Below are 25,889 nucleotides of genomic sequence, written 5' to 3'. Positions count from 1 at the left end.
CATGCACTATCACTGTTGATACCGTGAGCACATCATTTATACCCCAGTAGCTTAATAATAGAACGGTCTTTTCAAGCATCATCAGGCTTTAGTTTATGATGATACAACCTCACCAGTTTACCTATATACTCCTGACTAGTATAAGCCAACGCTTTTTCTCTCGCTGCCCTAGCGTATGTTTCTAAATCTTCTTGCCCAGATAGTAATTTCAGGATAATCTCTGAAAAAGCTTCTTTATTGCCTGCGGGATAGTATAACTGCCCTCCACCAGAAACCTCTTCCAGGGCCTTTAAATCCGGAACAATGCAAGGCAGCCCTACTGTCATCGCTTCTGCCATAGCAAGGCAGAAACCCTCATAGCGAGAGGCATAAACAAAAGCGTCATACTGTTTTAGGGCATGTTCCAGATGCGAATGGCTGCCCATAAGCCTTACATTTGTCACCCTATTCTGAGAAATGAAAGCCTGCAAAGTAGCTTTAAAATGCCCTTCGCCATATATATCCAACGACACGCCTTCTTGCGCTAGTGCATGGACACATTCCATCAAGAACAGATGCCCTTTCTGAGGCCTTAAATTGCCGACAGATACCAGTTTTATACCGCTCCCTTGCTTCTTTTGCCTGCGTTGTGCTGGCTCGGCATAAAACTCGTCTCTTACAAAGTTATGCAACACTATTCGATTTCCTGTGAGGCTGATATGTTGCGCATAATCTTGTAAAGCAGTTTCAGAAACAAAAACTGCTGTCTGCTTGGCTGTATAAGTCAGTTTCTCCAGGTATTTACTCAGCACATTCGGCCCAAAAGCATCGTCTGTCATGGTGCTGTGTACACTAAATATTAGGGGTATAGGTTTTACCCATAAAGCAATCCTGGCTATAATAGTAGGCCAGTATAGATGGGAATGCACTAAATCAACCTTGTACTTGTGTATGATTTTAGAAAGGCGATATGCAGCCGCTACAACATCGATTTTACCCTTATAATTAAGATACTCAACAGACGCTACTTTATGGAAATCAGTTGCCAGCGTGGAAGGCTCTTCTAAATAAACAACTATATTCTCGAATTCATCGGGTAGGGCATTTAGAGTACCCAACAGCAGTACCTCCGCCCCACCTCTATTGAGCGATTCTGTGATATGAAGAATCCGTAATTTCACTTACATTGCTAAGAATCGTTTCCCAAAATTATCAATAATGCCAGTTAAACCTAACATACTATTTGTCGGCAACTATAACCGCAAAGACTATTTAGATATGTTTTCGAAAAGCAAAGGGCACTTTAATTTCTTTTTTTTAGAATTCGCCTCCCCAAGGGAAATCACGAGTAAGCACTATAAAGAATTTGGTGAGGCTATTTTTTGGGGGGATTATTATAATGCTTTTGACTTGTTAGAGAAAGTAAAACCTTATAAAGTAATTTTCCTGTTTATTGAGGCTTATAATCATGTCGCGCTCAATATTGCGTGTAAAGAAAAAGGTATCACCACTTGCTTGCTAGATCATGGAGTTAGAAGTACACATATCAACTTCACGTATGCAGCAACTAGTGTTCAACCAAAGAATTATTTTTTCAAATTGAATTCAAGTCTTCCTCTGTTAGCCAGAGTGAGGAATAGAATATTCTTTTATAACAGCGCACAAAAATTACTTCCTGAGAATAAACAATTTTTAAAGCAATTTTACAAAATACGAAAACACAATAACTACCTACAAACATCTCAGTTACTACAGCACAATCTGAGGAAGCCAGATGTTTATTTGTCTTTCAGTGCTGGTGTTTTTGCTGCTCATCAAAAATTAGACGCTTTACCTGACACTCAAAAAGTATACTACTTCGGTATTCCATATTTTGATCATTTTACAAATATCAATTTTAGAAATACTGGTGTTACTCAGTTGTTATTTATAGACCAAGCTTTGGTAAGTCAGCAATTGCTAGGATGGACAATAGAACTCAAGGTCCTTTTTGTAGAGGAGTTAGTAAGGGCTTGTAAAATCCACAATATAAAACTAGTTATTAAAACTCATCCACTTGAAAATTCTAAGGTTTGGGAAGCATTTGAAGGTAATAATGTCAGCCTAGTTAGTAATGAAGATTTTGAAGTGGCCGTTAGCACCTCTACCATTATAGCTGGCTTCTATTCGACCCTACTTTTAGGATTAGCGGCTTTGCCTTTTACAACAGTTTTAACTTTTGAAAATCATCCAGCTGGAAATTTCGCTCTCTCAAGCTTTCTAACGAATGCTGGCGTAGCCAAGAGCTTGGAAAACGTCCATGAGTTTGAAAACTTAGTACCTAAGCTCGCTCAAATTAATCAAGAGCAAGTAAAACATAAAAGCACTTTTATTACCAAGTGGCTTTATAGATTAGATGGCAATGCAGGCATCCGCTTGAATAAATTATTATTACAGTCTCTTTGAAGCTATCAGAAAATTCACAAATTCTCTTACGGCTCCCTCTCCCCCTTTACTCTTTAACTCCATTATCTGCAATAACCCCTTAACCTCTGCCATAGCATTTGCAGGGCAGGCTGCAACTCCTACCTTGCTAAGCAACTCAATGTCTCCCACATCATCACCGATATAAGCAATTTCTTCAAAGCTGACTCCATATTCAAAACATAGTTGCCGCGCTACTTGTACCTTATCGCATACACCTTGGAACAGACGGTCAATTTTTATTTTTTTCGCTCTACGTTCGTTAAGCTGGACTTTCTCTGAAGTTATTAAACCAGTTATAACATTTTTATCCCTAAGCAGTTCGAAAGCTTTCCCATCATACGTCGAAAACTTCTTCAACTCATCTCCAAATTCAGTATAATACATTCCGGCATCAGTTAGCACACCATCTATATCTGACAAGAAGAGCTTTATCTTTTTCATGTTAGGATTCTGCTGTATTGCTATTGCCTTATTACGTTGTAGCAACATTTCTGCTAGGTACCAGTCTTCTGGCTCGTCTAATTCAGTTAGTGTGTACTCTGCCATCTCGTATATCCCAATACGGCCATTAAGTCTACACTTGGTTTTTTTTACACCACCCACTGTACTTATGTAAAAAGCACCGTTCTCAATTAGGGTACCATCAAAGTCTTGCCTTCTAGGTCTACATTTATAATCATAATTTTGAGGAGTCCCTTCTTCATTCCAAATAAATCTTTTAGTTCTCCCGCAGGATAAAAGCGAATCAAAGTCTTCTTGCCAAAATTGCTCAAGAGCTTTGTCTAAATCCTTATGTGTCGTGTAAGGTGTTGTAGCCTGCAACAATATCAATTGATCATAATCAGGTAAGTCAAGCCACTCCAAAAACTCGAGCATAAGGTCTTCTGTAGAAGAATGGTCTTGAGCATTGGCAGGCAACCGATCATATATAACTACTTTCTTAAAATTGAATGTAAGTACAACCTCTTTTATCTCTCGGGAATCAGTTGCTACATAGACAATGTCTATGTATTGTGATTTCTCTAGCGCGAGAAGCCCCCAATACAGCAACGGCTGTCCACATATTTCTTTTATGTTTTTCAGCGGAATCGACTTGCTACCGCCTCTAGCGGGCACTAAAGCAACTGTCTTTATTGTCATCTAGCTTTGTATTTAAGCTTTTCGCGCTGTTCTTGTTCTAAGCTGCTCATTTCAGCAGGTTTATAAGTTAAGGCTCTGTATGTTGCATCAAGATCCCTGACAAGTTTACGAAGACCTTCCGGCTCTAATGAGGCAGCATGATCCGTACCCTTCCAAGTCCTATCTTTGGTAAAATGACGTTCAATCCAAGTAGCTCCTAAAGTATAAGCCGCCACATCTATAGCAATTCCTAAATGGTGTCCTGAAAAGCCAATTGCATTGATAGTCTTCATTAACTGACCTTTCAATTTTAAAATTTCTAGGAGATGTACTTCTTCAAATGGTATTGGATAGCCTGAGGTGCAAGCATAAAGAACCAGCCGTTGCAATGTGCTTGCTTCTTCAAAAAGCTGTAAGATATCAACTAATTCATTTTCAAAAGTCATTCCCAAAGAAATATGAATTTCTCCTTCATATTCATCCCGCAGGATTTTCAGAAGATTCAAATTATTATTGCAGGCAGAAGGAACTTTAATATAGTCGGGATTTAGCTGAATGATTTCTTTTGCTGAAGTCTCACCCCAAACTGAAACGCTGTAGCCAATTTCTAGATTTTCACAATGCTGCTTCAATTTTGCGTGCTGCTCCAAACTGAACTCTAAATATTCTCTGTGCTTTCCATAAGTAACTCCAAAAGCATTGTATGAATTAGGGTGAGGCATATTATACTGTTTTTGAGACAGTAGTTCCGTAATATGCCTTTTCTGGAATTTAGCATAGCTAGCTCCACAATCTTTTGCAAGGTTAATTAACTCTAAGGCTGTATTAAAGTCTCCTTGATGATTACACCCAATCTCAGCTACAACAATTGGTTTATCATACCCCATTATATATTCAAGCAAATTAAAAAATAAAAGAAGGGTTTAATGTATAATGGTTACATTAAGCCCTTCTTCAAAATTAATAATAAGTCGGGTCTTTTTACACCTCTACTATTAAATAAAGAATTCAATATTAGAACACCCTCGCCTCTGCCGGTGCAGTGTCTACGTGCTCCTTGAAGTACTCCAGTGTTCTCCTCAGGCCCTCGGCGCGGTCCACTTGGGGCTCCCAGCCCAGCACCTCCCTGGCCTTGGAGATGTCGGGCTGGCGCTTCTGCGGGTCGTCCTTGGGCAGCGGCTGGTACTCCAGCTTCAACTCCACCCCCGTGAAGCGGCAGATCTCCTCGGCAAACTCCCGGATGGTGATCTCTGAGGGGTTGCCGATGTTGACCGGCAGGTGGTAGCCGCTGAGCAGCAGGCGGTAGATGCCCTCCACCAGGTCGTCCACGTAGCAGAACGAGCGCGTCTGGCTCCCGTCGCCGAAGATGCTCAGCGGCTCGCCCCTGAGCGCCTGGCTCAGGAAAGCGGGCAGCACGCGCCCGTCGTTGAGGCGCATGCGCGGGCCGTAGGTGTTGAAGATCCGCACGATGCGCGTCTCCAGCCCGTGGTGCATGTGGTAGGCCATGGTCATGGCCTCCTGGAAGCGCTTGGCCTCGTCGTAGCAGCCCCGAGGCCCCACCGGGTTCACGTTGCCCCAGTAGTCCTCTTGCTGCGGGTGCACCAGCGGGTCGCCGTACACCTCCGAGGTGGAGGCGATCAGCATTCGCGCCCCCTTGGCCTTGGCCAGGCCCAGCAGGTTGTGGGTGCCCAGCGAGCCCACCTTCAGGGTCTGGATCGGGATCTTGAGGTAGTCGATCGGGCTGGCCGGCGAGGCGAAGTGCAGGATGTAGTCCAGCTCGCCCGACACGTGCACGAACTTGGACACGTCGTGGTGGTAAAACTCAAAGTTAGGCAACTTAAAAAGGTGCTCGATGTTGTCCAGACTCCCGGTGATCAGGTTGTCCATGGCCACCACGTTGTAGCCCTCCTTGATAAACCTGTCGCAGAGGTGGGAGCCGAGAAAACCGGCTCCCCCCGTGATCAGTACTCTTTTTCCGTTCATGCTAAATAGTTGCGTCTAAGTGCTTTGAAACCTGCTGCTTGATGCCGATGCCGTAGTAGGTGAAGCCGCGCTCGGCCATCTCGGCCCCGTCGTAGATGTTGCGGCCGTCGAAGATGACCTTCTCCTTCATCAGCTTGCTCACGACGTTGAAGTTGGGCGAGCGGAACTCGGGCCACTCGGTCACCAGCAGCAGCGCGTCGGCGTCGATGAGCGTCTCGTACTCGTCCTTGCCGTACTCGATCGTGTCGCCGAGCGTGTGGGAGGCCTCCTCCATGGCCACTGGGTCGTAGGCGCGCACCTTCGCCCCCTGGGCCAGCAGCTTCTCGATGATCACCAGCGAGGGCGCCTCGCGCATGTCGTCGGTCTTGGGCTTGAACGAGAGGCCCCAGATGGCGAAGGTCTTGCCGGCCAGCTCCCCGCTGAAATGGTTGCTGATCTTGTTGTAGAGCACCGACTTCTGGTGCTCGTTCACCTCCTCCACGCTCTGCAGCACGCGCATCTGGTAGTTGTTCTCCGAGGCCGTGCGGATCAGCGCCTTCACGTCCTTGGGGAAGCACGAGCCCCCGTAGCCGATGCCCGGGTAGATGAACTTGTTGCCGATGCGGGCGTCCGAGCCGATGCCCTTGCGGACCATGTTCACGTCGGCGCCCATGATCTCGCAGAGGTTGGCGATGTCGTTCATGAACGAGATCTTGGTCGCCAGCATCGCGTTTGCCGCGTACTTGGTCATCTCCGCCGAGGGTATGTCCATGAAGATGAGCGGGTGGCCGTTCATCAGAAAGGGCTTGTAGAGCCTGCGCATCACCTCCTGGGCGCGCTCCGAGGAAACGCCCACCACGATGCGGTCGGGTTTGAGGAAGTCGTCGATGGCGGCGCCCTCCTTCAAAAACTCGGGGTTGGAGGCCACGTCGAAGGCGATGTCGGCGCCCCGCGCGGCGAGCTCCTCCTCGATGGCCTGGCGCACCTTCCGGGCCGTGCCCACCGGCACGGTGCTCTTGGTCACCACCACCAGGTAGTCCGTCATGTGCTGGCCGATGGCGCGGGCCACGGCCAGCACGTACTTGAGGTCAGCCGAGCCGTCCTCGCCGGGAGGCGTGCCCACGGCGATGAAGGCCGCGTCGCAGCCCTGGATGGAGGCGGCAAGGTCGGTGGAGAAGCTAAGGCGCTCCTTCTGGAAGTTGCGCTCCACCATTTCCTCCAGGCCCGGCTCGTAGATGGGCAGCACGCCCTTCCTGAGGTTCTCGATCTTCTTCTGGTCGATGTCGATGCAGGTCACGTCGATGCCCACCTCCGAAAAGCACGTGCCCGTCACCAGGCCAACGTATCCAGTTCCAACTACTGCGATTCTCATAATAATGTCAGGGTTAAATTAACAATAGGTATAGTATGATAAGGGTTCTTTATCGAAGCAATAAGCAATATAACTGTAAATAATTATAAATTTAATATAAATCAGATCATATTCATTTTCCACCAGCTTTGGAACACAAGTAGCATCCAAACGACATGCTGCGCAGATTTACCTTTTCCTGATAAAACTTGCTCCCGCATTTTTTGAACCTGTTGCAATTCAAAAATGCCTTGTGAGGAAATAAAGGCGTCTCCTAGCAATTCATTCACTAAAAATTTTCCTTCTGATTGTAAGAACGATTGCAACGGGATTTCAAAACCTTGCTTTGGCCGTTTGTATAACTCTGCGGGCAACAACTCCTTAAAAGTGTCCCTTAGAATTTTCTTTTGCACATTTCCCTCTATTTTTGAGGATGCAGGCAATGAAAAGGCAAACTTGACCAACCGGTGATCGAGGTAGGGGCTGCGAATTTCTAAATTATTTGCCATCCCCATCAAGTCTATTTTGGGAAGCATGTCATTGGCTAGCACCATACACCAGTCGGCACATAGTACGTTGTTAATATTGTAAAGGTTTTTATGAATACAATCCAATAATCTTTTTTTTCTGGCTTGATATAGTCTGCTCTGTACAGTGCCCCGGTTGTCAGGCGCGATAAGGGATAAGGCAGCTTCTTCTTTTTGCCACGTGGCCCAAAGCCAGTAGCGCTCGGCAGGGGGCAGAGTGGCACCTGCTGCATACCGTTGCAATTGCCTTACTTTGTTTAACGCATAAGAGTTTCTGGAATCTGGCAATACATCCCAGAAAAACTTTAAATGCCTGGCTGCCGCTGCCGCTATCCCACCGTGCAGCAAGTTATTTTCGGCTTTGTGCTTATTATACCCTGCAAATAGTTCATCTGCTCCGTCACCACTCAAAACGGCTTTGACCTGCTGCCCCGCATGCTTGCTTAGTGCGTATACGGCCAAGGCTGAAGAATCCGCAAAAGGCTCGCTGAGGGTATGCAGCATGCTCGATATGTTTTTGAAGAGTTCGTGGTTATTCAGCTGCAATTCAGTGTGCGCAGTGTCGTACTTACTTGCAACCAGCCGCGCATAGCGTGATTCATCATAAAGCGGCTGCTCCGGAAAACCGACCGAAAACGTTTGAAGCTTGGGAACCTGCTGCGCAGCCAAGGACACCACCACCGATGAGTCAATGCCGCCACTTAGGAAAGCGCCCACCGGAACATCTGCAACCAACCGATCAGACACAGCCTGTTGTAATAGCTTTTTCAACTTAGCTTGCTGTTGTGCATAAGGCATGTGGTTCTGCTCAGCCTTCTCTCCGTCAAATGGCAAGCGGTACCAAACCTGTTCCTGCACACGGCCACCTTTAATGTATAGCGCTTGCCCTGCCATTAGTTTCCGTACCCCTTTAAGCATAGAAGCAGGGGCAGGCACATACGTCAGTTGCAGGTACTGATACAAGGAAGTATAGTCCAGCTCCCGCGGCACGCCTAACCTGAAGAGAGCGGCCATCTCAGAGCCAAAAAGAAAGCTGTCAGCACCTTTGTAATATAGCAGTGGTTTTTCACCATACCGGTCGCGGGCCAGAAAGAGGCTTTCCTCTTCCGCATCGTAAATTGCCAAGGCGAAAAAGCCGGTCAGCTTCTTCAGGCACTCCTGCTTTTCACGTTTATAAAGCTGCAAAAGCACTTCTGTATCAGAATCAGTAAGAAAAGCGATGCCCCTGCCTACCAGGTCCTGCCGGAGCTTGCGGTAATTGAATATCTCCCCATTAAAAACAATGGTATAGCGGCCACAGGCACTGGTAAACGGCTGGTTGGCGGCAACAGTGGGCGCTATCAGGGACAGGCGGCGGTGGCCGAGCCCTGCAGGGCCACGGAAAAACAGCCCCTCTGCATCAGGACCACGGTGCTGCAAGGATGCAACGGCGGCAGGGAGGCGCTCAAAGGCGGCCCGGCCTGTGGCTGTAAATGCAAAAACTCCGGTTATTCCACACATCCCTGCTAGTTGAAAGCTGAAATGTAAAATTAACCCTTTACCTGTCTAATCAGGGCCAGTACGTAAGTTTTCTTCCAGGCAAGCTTCTTTTTTTGAGTCTCTCTACAACTTGCATCCTCATTACAAGTATAAAAAACTAGACAGATCACCCAAGGATATTATGAAACCAGATTGGCTGGACAGGAAGGAATACCCTTTTAAGTCCAAATACTTGCAATTAGAGGCGGGAAGGATGCATTACGTGGACGAGGGGAAGGGCCAACCAATTGTGATGGTGCATGGCACGCCTGCCTGGTCTTTTCTGTATCGCCACCTCATCAAAATCCTGCGCAAGAAGTACCGCTGCATTGCCATGGACATGCTAGGCTTTGGGCTCTCGGACAAACCCAAGGACTGGAGTTACAAGCCACGCGCCCACGCTGCCAATTTCGAAAAGCTGATGGATCACCTGCAACTGGAGGATATTACGCTGCTGGTGCATGATTTTGGAACTCCCATTGGGTTATCCTACGCCATTAACCACCCCGATAAAATAAAGAACATCGTGATGCTTAATTCCTGGACCTGGTCTTTGTCTAAACACCAGACCTTCACGGGCACCAGCAAGTATCTGATCGGCCCCTTGGGCAAGTTTCTGCACTCTAAATTAAACGTGTCGGCCCACACGCTGATAGACGACCTGTTTGAGGGGCAGGAGAAAATGCCTGAACCCATACGGCAGCACTACATCAAGGCCCTGGGCAACCCCGAGGACAGTGTGCGGAGCCTTAGCTGCGCGCGCGAACTGGTGGGTATAACCCGCTGGTACGACGAGCTCTGGAAAGAGCGCCGTAAGATCCAGGACATTCCCACCTTGATTCTTTGGGGGGAGCGCGACAAACTGATCCATATAGAGGCCCTACAGAGTTGGAAGAAATTTTTCCATGAGTCCTATGTGATTCCGTTTGAGAGCTGTGGCCATTTCCTGCAGGAGGAGAGCGGGGAGGAAATCGCCAATTACGTCAACAACTTTATTAAAGAGGAAAACAAGAAAAGAGAACTTATTCATCAACATTAAACTAAAGCGCTACTTATGAAAACGAGAAATTCACTTAACGATAGAGATAACTCACGGCAAGAGGTGGTGCCACATATAAAAGGCACCGAACTGCACGACTATACGAACAACGCCCACCATGCACCACTTATCGAAACGCACAATAACCTGATGCAGTCCTGGATGAACCTGCGGGGAATGGACTGCCAGTTAGCCGAAGATAAGTACCACGATTTAGCCGAGCGGCCTCAGGCATAAACCGTAAAACAGCCTTTCAAACAAAAGACAGGCTAGCCCAAACGCATAAAAAAGGCGTAGAATCTTGGTTCTACGCCTTTTTTGCTTAAAATATCTTGCCGGGGTTCAGGATGCCGTGCGGGTCGAAAAGCGCTTTGATCCCGCGCATCAACCGGAGCTGTATTTCGTTGAGGGCAATGTGCACATACTGCCGCTGCACCAGCCCGATCCCGTGCTCCCCGGAAATAGTACCGCCTAAGCTCACGCAAAGCCTGAATATCTCCTGAATGCCCTCGGGCAGTTTGCTGTTCCAGTCCTCATCGCTCATATCGGCCTTCAGAATGTTCACGTGCAGGTTTCCGTCGCCGGCGTGGCCGTAGCACACCGATTTGAAGTTATACCTCTCCCCGATTTCCTTCACCCCCCGCAGCAGCTTCGGCAATTCGGCCCGTGGCACCACCGTGTCTTCTTCTTTATAGATAGAGTTGCTTTTGACAGCGTGCGCCACGTTGCGCCGTAACTGCCAGAGTTCATTCTTCTGCTTCTCGTTGTCAGCTACCAGAATCTCACCTACGTCAAATTGCTCTAACACGCTGTACAGGTGCTCCGCCTCCTTATACAGCAACTCCATCTCGTTGCCGTCAAGCTCTATCAGCAGATGCGCCAGCTCGTCGGCAGGCCGGGAGGTATGGAAGCCCAGGTAGCGGTCGGCCCACTCTATCGCCTCGCGCTCCATAAATTCCAGGGCAGAGGGCACGATGCCGGCCATAAATATCTTGGAAACGGCTTCGCAGGCTTCCTCCTCTTTCCGGAAAGGCACCAACATGACCAGGTTCTGGGGAGGGTATGGGATGAGCCTGAACACGATTTTGGTGATGATGCCCAGGGTGCCCTCACTCCCCACCATCAGCTGCGTCAGGTTATAACCCGTGGCGTTTTTGAGCACATTGGCCCCTGTCCAGGTAATCTCGCCGGTGGGCAGCACCACCTCCATGTTCAGCACATAGTCCTTGGTAACGCCATACTTCACTGCGCGCGGCCCACCGCTCGACTGGCTCAGGTTGCCGCCCAGAAAACAGCTCCCCCGACTAGAGGGGTCCGGTGGGTAAAACAGGCCCTTCGCGATCACGGCCTCCTGAAACACCTGCGTGATCACGCCAGGCTCTACGGTGGCCTGCAGGTTGCGCTCATCAATCGAAATGATCTGATTGAAGCGCTCCATCGACAGGACAACGCCCCTGTGCACGGCCAATGCCCCGCCGCTCAGGCCAGTGCCAGCGCCCCGGGGTGTTACCGGTATTAAGTTTTCGTGGCAGAACCGCATAATACGGCTCACCTCGCCAGCGTTAGCAGGTTTAAGCACCACCTCCGGCTCAAAGCGCAGGTCCTCGGTTTCGTCGTGGGTATAAGGGGCCATCTCTTCGGCAACGGCTGGCAAGAGCGCATGCTCCGGGCCAACCATGGCCACCAGCGCATCGAGGGTTTGAGGTGTGATTGCGTTGAATTTCATTTTCAAAAGGGGAGGCAAATCTGTATTTTAGCCTTTTATTATTACTGTTGTTAAATTCTGATCCCAAGGTACGCTTTGAAAACACATTTTGCTACTTCCGCCCTCATAGTCTTTTTACTGCTGCTGATGGCCTCCTGCCAAAGCTCGCAGCCCGTTTTCAGCAAGCGCGGTGAGCAGTACAAGTCCGCCCGCGAGATAGCCGAAGAGAAACGGCAGGCCCGGCGCTCCGGCAACCGCGACGGCAGCATGGCAAGCAGCACCTCCAAAGACCGTACCAGCCGAACCCGCATACGCAACCTGGACCGTGAAGTGTCTACCGTGATCGAGGCGGCCCGCTCTTATACCGGTGTGCCTTACAAGTGGGGCGGCACCACCCGCGTAGGCATGGACTGCTCGGGCTTGCTCTGCACCTCCTTCCAAAGCATTGACGTGGCCCTGCCGCGCACCTCCAACGAACAAAGCCGCTATGGCAAGAAAGTGAAGCCAAAGAACATCAAGGAGGGGGACCTCGTGTTTTTCGGGGCGAACAGGTTCAGCAACGAAATTACCCACGTGGGTATGGTCACCGAGGTGAACGGCAAGGAAGAGGTGCGTTTTATACATGCCTCCTCCTCGCTCGGCGTGATCGAGGCGAACCTCTATGCCGACCACTACCAGAAAATCTTCATCAAGGCCGTGCGGCCACCTGTGTTCTAACAGCTAGAACACAGGACGCTTTCGTCCTATAAAATTAGTGTAATTTTTGACCGCTAGCTGATTATACCTCGTACTTAAGAACTATTTAAACAACTGCTGTTCAATTAGTTATTAAGTGCTATGAAATTACTTTACAAACCATTCCTTCTTTGTATTGTGCTGTGTCTTACAGTGCAATCTGCGTGGGCGCAGGGGGCTACCACAGCCTCCCTGATCGGCAAAGTGGCTGACCAAAGCGGGGCGCCGCTGCCCGGTGCCACCGTCATCGCGGTGCATACCCCCACCAATACACAATATGTATCCACCACCGACGTCGAGGGTCGGTACAATATCCAGAACATGCGCGTGGGTGGCCCCTACTCCATCCGGTCGTCCTATATCGGGTATCAGGAGCGGGCGGTGAGCGGCGTGATGCTGAGCCTGGGCCAGACCGCCCGGATTGACATCACCCTGTCGGAGGACACCCGCCAACTCAGTGAGGTACAGGTGATCGGTGAGAAAAACGATGTTTTCAACCAGGACCGCACCGGGGCCGCCACCAACATCTCGCGGGAGCAGCTGGCCAACCTCCCCACCTTGAGCAGAAGCTTGCAGGACTTCACGCGCCTCACGCCGCAGGCCTCGGGCAACTCCATTGCCGGCTCCAACAACCGCTACAACAACATCACCATTGATGGTGCCGTGAACAACGACGTGTTTGGGCTTGCCGGCAGCGGCACCCCGGGGGGGCAGGCGGGCACGCAGCCCATCTCGCTCGACGCCATCGAGCAGATTCAGGTGGTGGTGGCCCCCTACGATGTGAAACTGGGCAATTTTACCGGTGGGGGTATCAATGCGGTCACCCGATCCGGCTCTAACAGCTTTACTGGCTCCGCCTACGTGTTTGGCCGCAGTGAGGAAACGATTGGCAAGGCTGTGGAGGGGCCGCGCGAGCGGGCCGACGAGTTCAGCAATTACCAGTATGGCGTGCGCCTGGGCGGTCCCATCATCCGCGACAAGCTGTTCTTTTTCGTGAACTACGATGCCACCCGCATCACGGAGCCCGTGCGTTTTGCGCCGGGCTCGGCAGAGTCGCAGATACCGCTGAACGTGGCCCAGCAGCTGGCCAGCTTTGTGCAGCAAACCTATGGGTATGATGTGGGCACCATCGGCGCCTTTGACCGCGAGACCAACAGCGACAAGTTCTTTGGGCGCCTGGACTTCAACATCAACGACAGCCACCAGCTTACCGTGCGCCACAACTTTGTGGATGCCTTTCAGGATGAGTTTAACAGGAGCCGCAGCTATGTGCGCTTCGGCAACAACGCCTACCAGTTCACCAGTTCCACCAACAGCTCAGTGCTGGAGCTCAACAGCCGCTTCGGCAACGAGATTTCCAATAAGCTAATCCTGGGTTACTCCCGCATCCGGGACAGACGCGCCACGGCGGGAGCGCTTTTCCCGCAGGTAACCATCTCCGACCCGATCGGGACGTTTGAGTTTGGGGCGCAGCGCTCGTCCACGGCCAACGAGCTGGACCAGGACATCTTCGAGATCACGAACAACTTCACCTATATCCTGGGCAACCACAACTTCACGCTGGGCACCCACAACGAGTTCTTTAAGTTCCGGAACCTGTTCATCAACAACTTCAACGGCCGCTGGGACTTTAACAGCCTGGATGATTTTTATGCCGGCGACCCTTCGCGGGTGCAGGCCACCTACTCCCTCAGCGAGGACCCGCGGCCAGCGGCCGAGTTCAATGCCATGCAGCTTGGTTTCTACGCGCAGGATGAATACACTGCCGGCGAGCAGCTGCGCCTAACCCTCGGGCTGCGCATCGATGTTCCGGTGTTTCCGGATAAGCCTGCCCGCAACATGGCCTTCGAGCAGGACTTCGGCAGCCTATACCCTGGCCTGCGGACCGACCGCACACCGGGCGGTAACGTGCTGTGGGCGCCGCGCTTCGGGTTTAACTATACCCCTACCGACGACCGCTCCTTCCAGATACGGGGCGGAACGGGCGTGTTTACGGGCCGCGTGCCTTTTGTGTGGCTCTCCAACCAGTTTACCAATACCGGTACTATTTTCGGAACCGTGTTCCAGAACAACCCTGACGAGTTCATCACAGACATAGGCCAGCAGCGCAACGCGGGTGCCAGCAACACAACGTTTGAGGTGAACGTGGTAGACGAGGACTTTAAGCTGCCGCAGGTATGGCGCAGCAACCTGGCTTTTGATTATACCCTGCCCTGGAATGTGACCGCCACGGTGGAGGGGATTTACTCCAAGACGCTGAACGATGTGGTGTACCGCAACCTGAACCTGGCTGACCCGGTGGGCACCCTGCCCGGCCCCGACAACCGCGAGGTATACCCAGCCAGCACCAATGCCCGGCGCATCAACCCGAACTACACCAACGTTATTTTGCTGGACAACACTGACAAGGGCTATAGGTATAGCCTGACGGGCCAGTTGCGCAAAGACTTTATCAACGGGCTGCAAACCACTGTAGCCTATACCTATGGCAAGGCAAAGGATGTGAACTCGGGCACCAGTTCCACAGCGCTTTCTAACTGGGAGTTTAACCAGGTGGTCAACGACCCGAATAATCCTCCGCTGGAATTTTCCCGGTATGATGTGCGCCACCGCATTATTGCCTCCAGCGGCTATACCTTCGCATACGCGGATCATTTCTCTACCAGCGTGTCACTGTTTTACCAGGGGCAATCCGGGCTGCCATTTACCTACTTGTATGCCCAGGACCTGAACAACGACGGTAACCGCAGCAACGACCTCTTATATGTTCCGCGCAACCAGGGCGAAATCAACCTGGTGCCCTTTACATCGGGCGGCATCACGTTTACCTCTGATGAGCAATGGGCCGCTTTGGAAGAGTTTATCGCGAGTGATGACTATTTAAGCAGCCGCCGCGGCCAGTACGCTGAACGAAACGGAGCCCGCATGCCCTGGACGCACCGGTTCGACATCCGCCTGCTACAGGACTTTTACATCAACGCCGGCGACAGGAAACACACCTTGCAGCTTACGTTTGATGTCTTTAACGTGGGCAACCTCCTGAACAAGGATTGGGGGCGGCAGTACTTTGTAGGTAACTCAGCAAATGAAATAGTGCGTTTTGCGGGCCGAAACGCCAGCGGTGCACCAACTTATAACTTCAACCCCAGAAACACCGCCTACAACATCGACCAGTTCGACTCCAGGTGGCAGGGGCAGGTAGGGCTACGGTATATCTTTGAGTAAACTATACCCCACGGAAAGCAAAAAGGCCTTCAGGAAATCCTGAAGGCCTTTTCTATAGAGTTAACGTAGGACTATTCGCCTTCGCCCAGTAATTCGAAGTTACCGTTGTCACGCTTAATTAAGGTTGACTGGATCAAACCTGTAGGGTAGGTATCATACGTAACCGTGTACTTCTGCCCTGCATCTGCGCCCGGGAACTTGCTCTTCAGCAACTCAGCCATTGCAAAGATGATATCGTCGTTGCTCCAAGAGAAGGTGTTGAAGTTGCCGTACCTCGCCAGGTTGGATCTGTTTGCCTCGGTGCTGATGTTCGACTGCTCTGAAATCCAGGTATAGTCTGCTGCCACCAGGCTGTAGGCAATGCTCAAGTCAGCTACCCACGCTGCGTTCTTCTTCTTGAACTTGATAACAGCATTTTCCGTCAGGTCTTCCTCCAACTCGACCCAGCGGGTACCATTGAAGTTCATGGCCATTACCTCCTGCTTCGTAGACTTGCCGTTATAATAAGCATAGCTCACATACTTCACATCACCAGGCTTATTGCCTACCACGCTTGCGTTCAGGAACCTGTTGAAGTAGTCCGCCAGTACGGCATCATCCGCGGAGGTGAAGTTGTTGAAACGGTTACGGCCAACAGCCACATAGTCTGCCTCAGATACATGGTAAGCGTCTACCCAGGCACCGTTGGTGAAGTAGTAAGAGTCGGTCACGTCGGTGTTTCGTGGCTCGGCGCTGCCATTGTACCAGGTATAATCCAGAACCGCCAGGGTGCCATCTACCGCCTCCGGGAACTTCTCGCCCAGGAAGGTAAGCACCTGCGACTCTCTGTCGAAGTTAGAGTAGCGGGCACCGCCCAACTGGTAGTCAGAACGCTCGGTTACTGAATATTCCTCTACCGCATTGATCTTGTTGCCACCAAACTTGAAGAGCAGCTTATTGTAGCCGATCGCCGCCTTGGTGCCGTTGCCTACCTGCGGGAAGTTCTTGTCCAGGATAGCCGGGATAAGTGCCCCTGCCTCTGCCTCGCTCCCGAAGTAATGGTTTTTGGCCACATAAGCCGGTGCTGAAGACTTGCCTTTGTAAAACTCGTAGTCTTTTGCAGCCAGCTCGGTTTTGATATCGGCCTCATACTCGTTAGATATCTGGGCATCCAGTTCTTCGTACACATCCTCCATCGGGTCGCAAGCCGTAAAGGACAGGGCCGCCACAGAAGCAACTACATATATATACTTTTTCATGTTGTTAATGCTTTGCTACTAGATTAGAAATTGATTTTCAGGCCAGTTGTCCAGGTTCTGCCGATACCGTAGAAGACAGTTGAGCCAAGGGCATCACCATTCTTGTCTTCATCCAGCCTGCTATCGCCGTTCTGCGCATCAGAGATGTACTCTGTGTCCAGCAGGTTATTCACGTTGGCGTAAAGCGACGCCTTCAGGCCAGCTACTTTAAAGCTGAACACGGCGTTTACATCCAGCAGCGAGTAAGACGGCACTTCCCATACCTTCAGGTTCGGGTCTCTCAGGGTAGTAGGGTCAAACTGCGCGAAGAAGTCTGTGTAGTAGTTATAGTCCACGCCGATCTTCAGCTCGTCCACCACTCTATAGCTTGCGCCGATGGCAGCCGTTGTCTGTGCCGCGTCACCTACTTTGATGCCTTTCATGTACATCGGGCCGAAGGTTTCTGACTCCGTTCTGTCTTCGTTGAACACCGTCACCTCGTCGATGTTGTTCTGCCATGTCCAGTCACCCACAGAGGCCATACCTCGCACGTTTAGCTTAGAAGAAGGCTGGTACGCGAAGTCCAGTTCAACACCTTGGTGTAGGGCATCCACGCCCAGCAGGTTGGCAAAGAACAGCTCGCCGCTCTGGCCCGTGATGGCTCTCGTGAACGAGCGGTCGTTCCAGGCGGTGCGGTACAGGTTGATGTTACCGTTCAGTTTCGCGCTTCTGTAACCGTAACCCAGCTCGTAGCTCAGGATCTTCTCGTTTACAGCGTCTTTGTTAATCACATTCGCGTTGTTCAGGAAAACCGCGTTGAAGAACGGCGCCTTCTCAAAGTAACCCAGGTTAGCGAACACGTTGTGGTTCTCCGTCAGGTTGTAGTTGGCACCGCCTTTCACCTGGTATCCGAAGAAATTCTGGAAATCAGTCTCCTGGTTACCCTCGGTGTACTGGAAGTAGTCGATGCGCTTGTAAGAGGTGTTGGAGGCCGCCAGGGATACGAAGGCAGAAAGCACGCCATCGGTATACTCACCCTGCAGGAAGCCACCTTCCCAAAGCACCACGCCGTCGTTGTTGTAGCTGATCTTGTCGCCTACACGGGCTCTGTTGTTCGGGTTGTTTATGTTGGAGTTGTCCAGCATGTAGTCAGCACCCAGCAGGTCATATACTTCCCGGAAGTGCTCGCCTTTGTAATGACGCAGGTCAATACCACCCAGTATGTTGAAGTTCTCGTTCAGGCTCTTCTGGTACGTAGACAGTGCCCCGAACCAGGTATGGTCGTTGCGTGAAGCATACCGGTAAGCGCGTGCGTGGCCGTCTACAGAATTCTGGTTGATGTCCACTATCTGGTCCAGGTCGTAAGGTGAGTACATATCGCCAGTTCTGATGGTGTCCACGTTCAGGCTGCGGTCTGTCGTGATACCGCCGCCGCCGCCTGTACCTTTCGATACATAGATAGCCGTGGAAAGGAAGGAAGACTTGTTGATGTTCCAGTAATGGTTCAGGGAGATCTGCGGCTTGTGGTAGAAGTTATCCTCCACGTTCACCACCTCGCCGTTCTTCACGCCCCAGTCCGGGTTCCAGCGCAGGCCCTGTGGCGCGTTTCTGAACTCCTGGATGCTCTGGCGCGACTGGCGCTGCCCGTGGTACTGTGGGGCACCGAATCCAGTCAATGAAATCGTATGCTTGTCATTGATCAGCTTAGAAACGTTGAAGAAGTAGTTATACCCCTCAAACTGCAGGCCCTCAGCCCAACCGTTCCCTTCTGTTTTAGAAGCAGAGGTTGCAAATGCCCATCCTTTCTCGTTCAGGCCAGTGGCGAAAGAAAAGCCAACTTTGTTGTAGCCGTTGTTACCGATACCATAGTAAAGTGAGCCGCCTTTCGTGGCATCCGTTGTTTTGGTGATGATGTTGATCGTACCGCCGATGGAAGGCACTGCCACTTTAGAGGCGCCCAGTCCACGCTGCACCTGCATCGACTTGGTTACGTCCGTCAGGCCAGCCCAGTTAGACCAGTACACGCGTCCGTTCTCCATGTCGTTTACTGGCACCCCGTTGATCATCACGGCCACGTTCTCGCTCTGGAAGCCGCGCAGGTTGATGCGGGAGTCACCGAAACCACCGCCCTGCTTGGTTGCATAAACACCAGGTGTAGACTTCAGCAGCTCCGGGAATTCCTGGTTAGAGGCTTTCTCCGAGATGATCTCGCTGGAGATGGTGGACATGGCCACCGGCGTCTCTCTGTCGATGGCATAAGAGTTGGCTGTAATCACCACCTCGTTGATGGACGTTACATTCGGCTCCAGCAGCACAGTCCCCAGCTTGCGGGTGCCCTGCCCAGCAGCTACATTCACCTCACGTTGGATGTAGCCCACATAGTTCACCAGGAGCGTCGTGGCAGCGTCATTGTCCAGTTTCATCAGGAAAGAACCATCTAACGAAGCCGGCACAGCGCGCTCGGTTCCTTTCAGGATGACTGTTGCTCCAGGCAAGGGTTCTTTGGTTGTGGCATCCACAATTTTACCCGTTACCGTGCTCTGAGCAAAAGCACTCCCCACATTGGCAACGGAAATTACCAATGCAATAACAAAAAGTAAACACTTTTTCATGTAACTAGTTTTGGTTGGTTGTTTGATTGGATAATTAATATGATTGCAATTATTGATTTTCCATTTCGACGCAAAGATATGGGAACATTTCCAAAGACGAAAGAAGATAATCTTTTCTTAACACAACCTGGTGCCAGACGCCCTAATAAAAGCAGGCAAAATAGACGCCTACTTGCTTAAAACACCGATTTCAAGCCCAAAAAAGGCCTTTTAAAAATTCAGAAGCCTCTCTAAACAATAGAAGGCATATAGTTTAATTTTATCCTAGCTCATTTGAAAAGTTCAGGTTATTACTCACTCACCGGATTTTACAAAATTGAACATAAACAATACAGCCAATTTACTATATAACCAAGGCTAAGATTTAATCAGAAAAACAATACTTACTCATTATTATATTCAATAATAGTATTAATACATCATTCGCTTCCAATTCTACTCCTCCGGCTTTTGCATATTGAAAATAGAATTGAACGAAAGAATAAAGCTGTGGCACATTTACAGCATGTCTATTAAAAACATCGAAATAAATACCCGTTTGCAGTCGCATTATTGAAAGGCAAGTGAGGTACGAAATCAGCCATAATTTATCCCTACCAACAGATTACTTATTGCTTAAAGCCAATATTTTAGTACTATCGTTTCATACCTGTTAGTCAGGTAAATAAGCCTGTTTCAACACCAAATACCCGCCTACACGAATATCAGAATTTTACTGTGAAATAAATCATCGCAAAAAGGTTGTAATAACCAAAACACCAACTACTTTTGCGGGCAAAAAACCAACCCAAACATTATTTATGAGAAAGTTTTTATTGTCAGCACTTCTCATGTTGCTGGGTGTCGCAGGATTGCAGGCACAGGTAACTACGAGCAGCATCAACGGTTCCATACAGAGTGTGAACGGTGAGGCGTTGATTGGAGCCACTGTTAGGGCAACGCACCAGCCCTCAGGCACCAATTACGGCACCACTACTAACACCGAAGGTCGCTTCAGTATCCCAAACGCACGTATTGGAGGCCCTTACCAGATCGAGATTAGCTACGTAGGCTTTTCACCAAAAACCTATAATGGCATAGACCTGAAACTGGGTCAGGCTTATGTATTGAATGCTAAGCTTGCTGAATCTGGCACGTCTCTGCAGGAAGTAAACGTGACGGCAGACAGAACTTCTGTTTTCAATTCCAGCAAAACTGGTGCTGCCACAAACATCAGCACTCGCCAGATTGAAACGCTTCCTACTATTTCAAGAAGTATTCAGGACTTTACCCGTACCACGCCTCAAGCTAACGGTAACAGCTTCGGTGGCCGTGATGCCCGCTTCAACAGCATCCAGGTAGACGGTGCCAACCTGAACAACAACTTTGGCCTTAACTCAAGCCCAATGCCCGGCGGTGGCGCACAGCCGATCTCCCTTGACGCTTATGACGAAATCTCTGTAAACATTGCTCCTTACGATGTAAGACAGTCAGGTTTTACTGGTGCCGGTATCAACGCGGTTACAAAGAGCGGTACTAACACATTTAAAGGAACTGCCTATACCTTCTTCAGAGATCAGAATTTTATCGGTTCTAAAGTAGGTGATAACGACATCAGCGAAACGATTCAGGAGTCTAAAAGCAACACGTATGGCTTTAGCCTTGGTGGCCCGATCATCAAGAACAAACTGTTCTTCTTTGTAAACGGCGAGATTGAGAAAGAATCCAGACCAGGTATCGCATTCTCTCCAACGGGTGGTTCAGGCCTTGGAACCGTATCTACTACGCCAGTAGCTGACCTTCAATCTGTTTCGGATTACCTGCAAAACAAGTTCGGTTACAGCACAGGCGGTTACGACAACTTCCCTAACTTCGCGAACGACAACCGCAAGTTCCTGGCTAAGATCGACTGGAACATCAGCCAGATACACAAACTGACTGTAAAATACACTGACTTCACAAACACAAACGACCAGATCATTAACTCAACCAGTATCCCGAATGGTGGTGGTTTCTCAGTAACTGGTCGCTCAGGCACATTGAGCCGCCTGCCATTTGGCCGTTTCAGCAATAACGCAATGGGTTTCGAAAACTCGAAGTATATCTTCAAAGACGTTGTGAAGACAGGTACTGCTGAACTTAACAGTAACTTTGGCGGCAGAATGTCTAACCAGTTCCTGGCAACAGTAAGTAAGATCCAGACGACACGTGACTACCCTGGCGGCTTGTTCCCAACCATCGATATCTTCGATGGCAAAGGCAACAACTACATCCACGCTGGTATGGACCCGTTCACATACAACAACGATGTGATCAACGATGTGTACAGCATTACCAACAACTTCTCTTACTACGCTGGCAAGCATACTTTCACAGCTGGTGTAAACTATGAGTATCAGAAGGTAGGTAACATGTTTATGGCAGCTTCTAACGGCTACTATGCATACAACTCCCTTGATGACTTCCTGAATGACAAAGCTCCTGCTTACTATGCCTATACCTACTCACTGGTACCGGGTCAGGACGCCGTATACTCTGCAGAACTGAAAGTTGGTCAGCTTGGCGTGTATGTTCAGGACGAAATGCAAGTGAACAAAGGCCTGACGATTACTGCGGGTATACGCGCTGACAAGTCTATCTACCACGAAGACCCAATCACGAACCCTGCAGTAGAAGAATTGCAGTTCTTCGATGAAGATGGCAACACAACTACTTACACTACTGGTTCTTGGGCAAAAAGCAAAATTCTGTTGTCGCCAAGAGTAGGTTTCCGTTGGGATGTGAGCAACGACAACTCTCTTATCGTTCGCGGTGGTACGGGTCTGTTCACTGGCCGTTTCCCATTCGTTTGGTTGACTAACATGCCTACAAACTCAGGTATGTACCAGTTTGGTGCCGGCGTTACAGATCCTACCGTACTGGCTAACATCAGGCTAAATGCTGACCCAAGCACTTATTCTTCCTTATTCCCAAGGACAGCTGGCACCTCAGTTCCACCAAACTTGGTGTTCATGAACGAAGACTTCCAGTTCCCACAGGTATTCAGAACGAACCTTGCTGCTGACAAAGACCTGGGCAGCGGTTTCACGTTGACGCTTGAAGGTATGTATACCAAAGAACTCAACGGTATCAAAATGCGCAATGCCAACCTGTTTGAGCCAAATGGCACCTTCACGGAAGGCGGTAACATCAGAGATCGTTTTGTTGACAGAAACAATGACAAGAAACTGAACAATGATGACAGAAGACTTAACCCAGGTGTAAACACAGCCATTGTGCTGGAGAACACTAACAAAGGTTATTCTGCCTCCCTCACTGCTCAGTTAAGCAAGTCATTTGCTAGCGGCTTCTATGGCTCTGTGGCTTACAACTATACTCAGGCGAAAGGCATCACTGCAAACCCAGGTTCACAGGCTGGTTCTGTATGGTCACAAAACCCGAACGTAGGAACTGCCAATGATCAGGAACTGGGCTTCCAGTCGTTTGCAATCCCTCACCGTGTGGTTGCTAACTTTTCATACAGAAAATCTTACCTGAACCACTTCGCCTCTACTCTTTCTGTCTTCTACGAAGGTGCAAACCAGAGCAACTACAGCTTCATCATCAACGGTGACCTGAACGCTGACGGTAACAGCTCTTCTGACCTGATGTACATCCCAAGAGATCGTGCCGAAATGAACTTCGAAGCATACACTATTAAGATTGACGGCCAGAACAAAACTTTCTCTGAAGATGAGCAGAAGGATGCCTTCGAGCAATTCATCAACAACTCTCCTTACCTGAGCGAGAACAGAGGTGCGTATGCAGAGAGAAGCGGTGCACTGCTTCCTTGGTACAACAGAATGGACGCTCGTTTCCTTCAGGACTTCTACATCACTACTGGCAAGAACAACACGAAGCACACACTTCAGTTCAGTGCTGACGTCCTGAACGTGCCAAACATGATTAACAAGGACTGGGGTATCGAAAAGCGTTTCGTAACTGCAAACCCATTGACATTTAAGAAATTCAACGCTGACAACGAGCCGGTTTACAACTTCCAAAACCGTAGCGGTGAGCTTGTAACAGAGCCTTTCGAGGATGTGATTACTACAAGCAGCACCTGGAGACTTCAGCTTGGCCTTCGCTATAGCTTCTAGTAGACTAGTCTATTTAACTACACAAAAAGGCGGGGCAAATGTCCCGCCTTTTTTATTTTAAAAATCTAGCGTTTCAGTTTTTGCATATTCAAAAATTGTTCTAATTTTGTGACACTAAAACGGGGGATTAGCTCAGCTGGCTAGAGCGCTTGCATGGCATGCAAGAGGTCATCGGTTCGACTCCGATATTCTCCACGAAAGGCAAAGCATTTAGCTTTGCCTTTTTTGTTTTTATGCCATTCTATACCTATATCCTCTTCTCGGAAAAACTCAACCGCTATTATATCGGAAGTTGTCAGGATATGACGGTGCGGTTGGAGCAGCACAATACCGGTAGGAACAAATCCACAAAAAGCGGCTCTCCCTGGGCAATCAAACTGACCGAGACTTTTGACACCCGCTCTGCCGCCCAGACCCGCGAATCGGAGATAAAGAAAAAGAAGAGCAGAAAGTACATCGAATGGCTGATTCACTCAGCCAGTTAGATTGCCCTGAATGGTTTCGGGAGGATCATCGCTTCAACTCCAATATTCTCCACATTTATAATTCATCCCTTAACACTAATATCGTAAGGACAATTTTTGGGGGGGCATGTAGATATGTACATAATTCCTCTCTATCTCTGCTAATATAATGCCTTGACACGTGTTTGGCTACTACCCTATTCTTTCTTTTGTGAAAATTCCTACGATCATTGAACTTCTTAAATTCTGACTCTAAAGAAAAACGTAAAATAATTAATTAAAAATGAGACAATTACAGATAAATACTCACAAGTAGGTATTGCAGAACATGGTTTAACAAGCGTTATTTGACTATAACTTAATAAATTATAGATATGAAAAAATCACTACTAATTGGATTTCTAATTTTAGTGGCCCAAACTTCTTTTTGCCAAATTACAGGCGTAGCTGCGGCAGTTGCATTAGATAAGATGGAAAGTACCATGAGCGGTGTAATTGAAGATGCAGAGAATTCAGGAAACAGTGTCATCAATAATGGGGCGTTACAGGTAAATACCACTATCTACAACTTCCGAGAAACTTACAAGGACGTACTAAAGAGTTCGGATACTGTTCTAGACCAACAAGCTTATAACATATTTCTCAATATAAAAAAAGCTACAGATAAGATTTCAAGTGGTGCAACAGACTTTGTTGCTGAATTAGATAATACAGTAGCTAATCTGCATAGTGTTATGATTACAATTCCTGGCACATCCAAAAAACCGTATATTTCAAAAAGCTATTTCCCTATCCTCATTAAAAGCAGCAATTTTAATGAATACGAAATACAATTTACTGGTAGCCTCCTTGACCAAAAGTCTAAATTTACGGTGAATGGTGAAGAAATCAAGGCATCCGAGATAAGCACAAATAGACTTATATATCATCTTGAAGCAGAACAACTAGAAAAAGCCTTAGAGGGTAAACGTGCAAATTTTAATTTAGAATTCAGATATGGAGGTTTGTTCAAGAAGCTTTTTCAAAAAACTGCAAAATATAATTACTTTACTAAAGTAGTACCCTTAGAGTTCGGTGCAGTTGATTTACAAGTAAGTACAACGACAAATGATACACTAAGAATAAGCCGTTCTCATACATTTCCTGAAACAAGAACAGGAGGAACAAGTGGAACTGGTAGCAGAAGAACATCTAGACAAACGTTTTTAGTAGGTCCATCAATAGCTACAAATATAATTGATGTCAGATCTGTAAGATTAGAAACTTTGGAAAACAGGTACGGTTATGGAGCATCAGTTCAGAGTGCGACACCAGCGGGTATTACAGTTATACAACATGCACGAAGTGAGAATGAACCATTTGGTGGAGGTGGTAAAGTCCATAGTCTTGTAAAATTTACTGAACTGCAGATCACCCCAATAACTAACTCCGAAGAAGTACAAGAAAAACCTTTCGTTTTCAACGAACCTTTAGTGATACAGCTACCAAGAAACACAGTAGCAATACAAAGCATTAGGGTTAAGTTGTATGATGGAAAAACAGTAACACTAACTACAGAAAATATAAATAGGAACTTTGAAGTTGACTTTAGAAAGCACGACTCAACCCTGTTCATAAAAAATGTTAAACTTTAGAAATCCTCCTATCTTATTCGCTTGCCATCTAATCAAGGGAAGTATATCTTACTATTATGGTAGCATAAAACTTATTAATCTCTCTAGCTTAATAAGGTAGAGTACAGCTAATACAGTATATATGTAATAGTCAAGATGTAAGCTTACATTCTCTAGCCTTGAACAATAGCTGACATTCCAATCTCGACATTTTTCTTTCGTAATCCCTTCTCACTAGA

General features: G+C 48.6%; 17 protein-coding genes and 1 tRNA gene. 9 read left to right on the top strand and 9 right to left on the bottom strand.

All coding sequences use genetic code 11. From position 1 onward, the window contains the following. Nucleotides 1-71: 71 nt before the first annotated feature. Entirely contained in the window at nucleotides 72-1,160 is a 1,089-nt protein-coding gene (locus ACXYMU_RS03840) for a glycosyltransferase family 4 protein (protein ID WP_458985030.1), read from the bottom strand. Nucleotides 1,161-1,197: 37 nt separating this feature from the next. On the opposite strand from ACXYMU_RS03840, the gene ACXYMU_RS03835 reads away from it, so the two are divergent. Next, nucleotides 1,198-2,424, top strand: coding sequence for a polysialyltransferase family glycosyltransferase (locus ACXYMU_RS03835; RefSeq protein WP_458985029.1), 1,227 nt, complete (start codon nucleotides 1,198-1,200; stop codon nucleotides 2,422-2,424). Here the strand turns inward: ACXYMU_RS03835 and ACXYMU_RS03830 are convergent. The 5 genes from ACXYMU_RS03830 to asnB form a co-directional block, all read right to left on the bottom strand. Then, entirely contained in the window at nucleotides 2,410-3,585 is a 1,176-nt protein-coding gene (locus ACXYMU_RS03830) for a cytidylyltransferase domain-containing protein (protein ID WP_458985028.1), read from the bottom strand. The two genes, ACXYMU_RS03835 and ACXYMU_RS03830, sit on opposite strands and share 15 nt — an antisense overlap. After that, entirely contained in the window at nucleotides 3,582-4,466 is an 885-nt protein-coding gene (locus ACXYMU_RS03825) for an N-acetylneuraminate synthase family protein (protein ID WP_458985027.1), read from the bottom strand. Before ACXYMU_RS03825 ends, ACXYMU_RS03830 begins: the two co-directional genes overlap by 4 nt. A 112-nt stretch (nucleotides 4,467-4,578) precedes the next feature. Next, a complete protein-coding gene (locus ACXYMU_RS03820) occupies nucleotides 4,579-5,547 on the bottom strand; it encodes a UDP-glucuronic acid decarboxylase family protein (protein ID WP_458985026.1) in 969 nt (322 codons plus the stop codon). 1 nt (nucleotide 5,548) lies between these two features. Beyond that, on the bottom strand, nucleotides 5,549-6,898 hold the full coding sequence (locus tag ACXYMU_RS03815; RefSeq protein ID WP_458985025.1) for a UDP-glucose dehydrogenase family protein: 1,350 nt from the start codon (nucleotides 6,896-6,898) through the stop codon (nucleotides 5,549-5,551). Nucleotides 6,899-6,999: 101 nt separating this feature from the next. After that, nucleotides 7,000-8,904, bottom strand: coding sequence for an asparagine synthase (glutamine-hydrolyzing) (asnB, locus tag ACXYMU_RS03810; protein WP_458985024.1), 1,905 nt, complete (start codon nucleotides 8,902-8,904; stop codon nucleotides 7,000-7,002). A gap of 160 nt (nucleotides 8,905-9,064) precedes the next feature. Between asnB and ACXYMU_RS03805 the strand changes: the two genes are divergently transcribed. Together ACXYMU_RS03805 and ACXYMU_RS03800 are read left to right on the top strand one after the other, a co-directional pair. Next, nucleotides 9,065-9,961, top strand: a complete 897-nt coding sequence (locus ACXYMU_RS03805; RefSeq protein ID WP_458985023.1) for an alpha/beta fold hydrolase — start codon at nucleotides 9,065-9,067, stop codon at nucleotides 9,959-9,961. Nucleotides 9,962-9,976: 15 nt separating this feature from the next. Next, nucleotides 9,977-10,198 (top strand): hypothetical protein, encoded by a 222-nt coding sequence (locus ACXYMU_RS03800; protein ID WP_458985022.1) that lies wholly within the window; start codon nucleotides 9,977-9,979, stop codon nucleotides 10,196-10,198. Nucleotides 10,199-10,283: 85 nt separating this feature from the next. Here the strand turns inward: ACXYMU_RS03800 and ACXYMU_RS03795 are convergent, their stop codons facing one another. Further along, nucleotides 10,284-11,687, bottom strand: coding sequence for an FAD-binding oxidoreductase (locus ACXYMU_RS03795; RefSeq protein ID WP_458985021.1), 1,404 nt, complete (start codon nucleotides 11,685-11,687; stop codon nucleotides 10,284-10,286). Between the two features lie 75 nt (nucleotides 11,688-11,762). Between ACXYMU_RS03795 and ACXYMU_RS03790 the strand changes: the two genes are divergently transcribed. Next, a complete protein-coding gene (locus tag ACXYMU_RS03790) occupies nucleotides 11,763-12,383 on the top strand; it encodes a C40 family peptidase (protein ID WP_458985020.1) in 621 nt (206 codons plus the stop codon). Between the two features lie 120 nt (nucleotides 12,384-12,503). Beyond that, on the top strand, nucleotides 12,504-15,626 hold the full coding sequence (locus ACXYMU_RS03785; RefSeq protein ID WP_458985019.1) for a TonB-dependent receptor: 3,123 nt from the start codon (nucleotides 12,504-12,506) through the stop codon (nucleotides 15,624-15,626). Between the two features lie 71 nt (nucleotides 15,627-15,697). On the opposite strand, the gene ACXYMU_RS03780 is transcribed toward ACXYMU_RS03785, so the two are convergent. Beyond that, a complete protein-coding gene (locus tag ACXYMU_RS03780) occupies nucleotides 15,698-16,864 on the bottom strand; it encodes a hypothetical protein (protein ID WP_458985018.1) in 1,167 nt (388 codons plus the stop codon). Between the two features lie 23 nt (nucleotides 16,865-16,887). Beyond that, nucleotides 16,888-19,455, bottom strand: coding sequence for a TonB-dependent receptor (locus ACXYMU_RS03775; RefSeq protein WP_458985017.1), 2,568 nt, complete (start codon nucleotides 19,453-19,455; stop codon nucleotides 16,888-16,890). Between the two features lie 800 nt (nucleotides 19,456-20,255). Here ACXYMU_RS03775 and ACXYMU_RS03770 point away from each other — a divergent pair. The 4 genes from ACXYMU_RS03770 to ACXYMU_RS03755 all read left to right on the top strand — a co-directional run bounded on the left by ACXYMU_RS03770 (nucleotide 20,256) and on the right by ACXYMU_RS03755 (nucleotide 25,671). After that, nucleotides 20,256-23,573, top strand: coding sequence for a TonB-dependent receptor (locus ACXYMU_RS03770; RefSeq protein WP_458985016.1), 3,318 nt, complete (start codon nucleotides 20,256-20,258; stop codon nucleotides 23,571-23,573). A 121-nt stretch (nucleotides 23,574-23,694) separates the two neighbouring features. Then, nucleotides 23,695-23,768: transfer RNA gene (locus ACXYMU_RS03765), tRNA-Ala, on the top strand. A gap of 38 nt (nucleotides 23,769-23,806) precedes the next feature. Next, on the top strand, nucleotides 23,807-24,058 hold the full coding sequence (locus tag ACXYMU_RS03760; RefSeq protein ID WP_458985015.1) for a GIY-YIG nuclease family protein: 252 nt from the start codon (nucleotides 23,807-23,809) through the stop codon (nucleotides 24,056-24,058). A gap of 353 nt (nucleotides 24,059-24,411) precedes the next feature. Beyond that, on the top strand, nucleotides 24,412-25,671 hold the full coding sequence (locus tag ACXYMU_RS03755) for a hypothetical protein (protein ID WP_458985014.1): 1,260 nt from the start codon (nucleotides 24,412-24,414) through the stop codon (nucleotides 25,669-25,671). Nucleotides 25,672-25,889: the final 218 nt, after the last annotated feature.

It is taken from the genome of Pontibacter sp. CAU 1760, assembly GCF_054482735.1.
The sequence above is the reverse complement of the archived record's forward strand: the minus strand, read 5'-3'. Positions and strand labels throughout refer to the sequence as shown.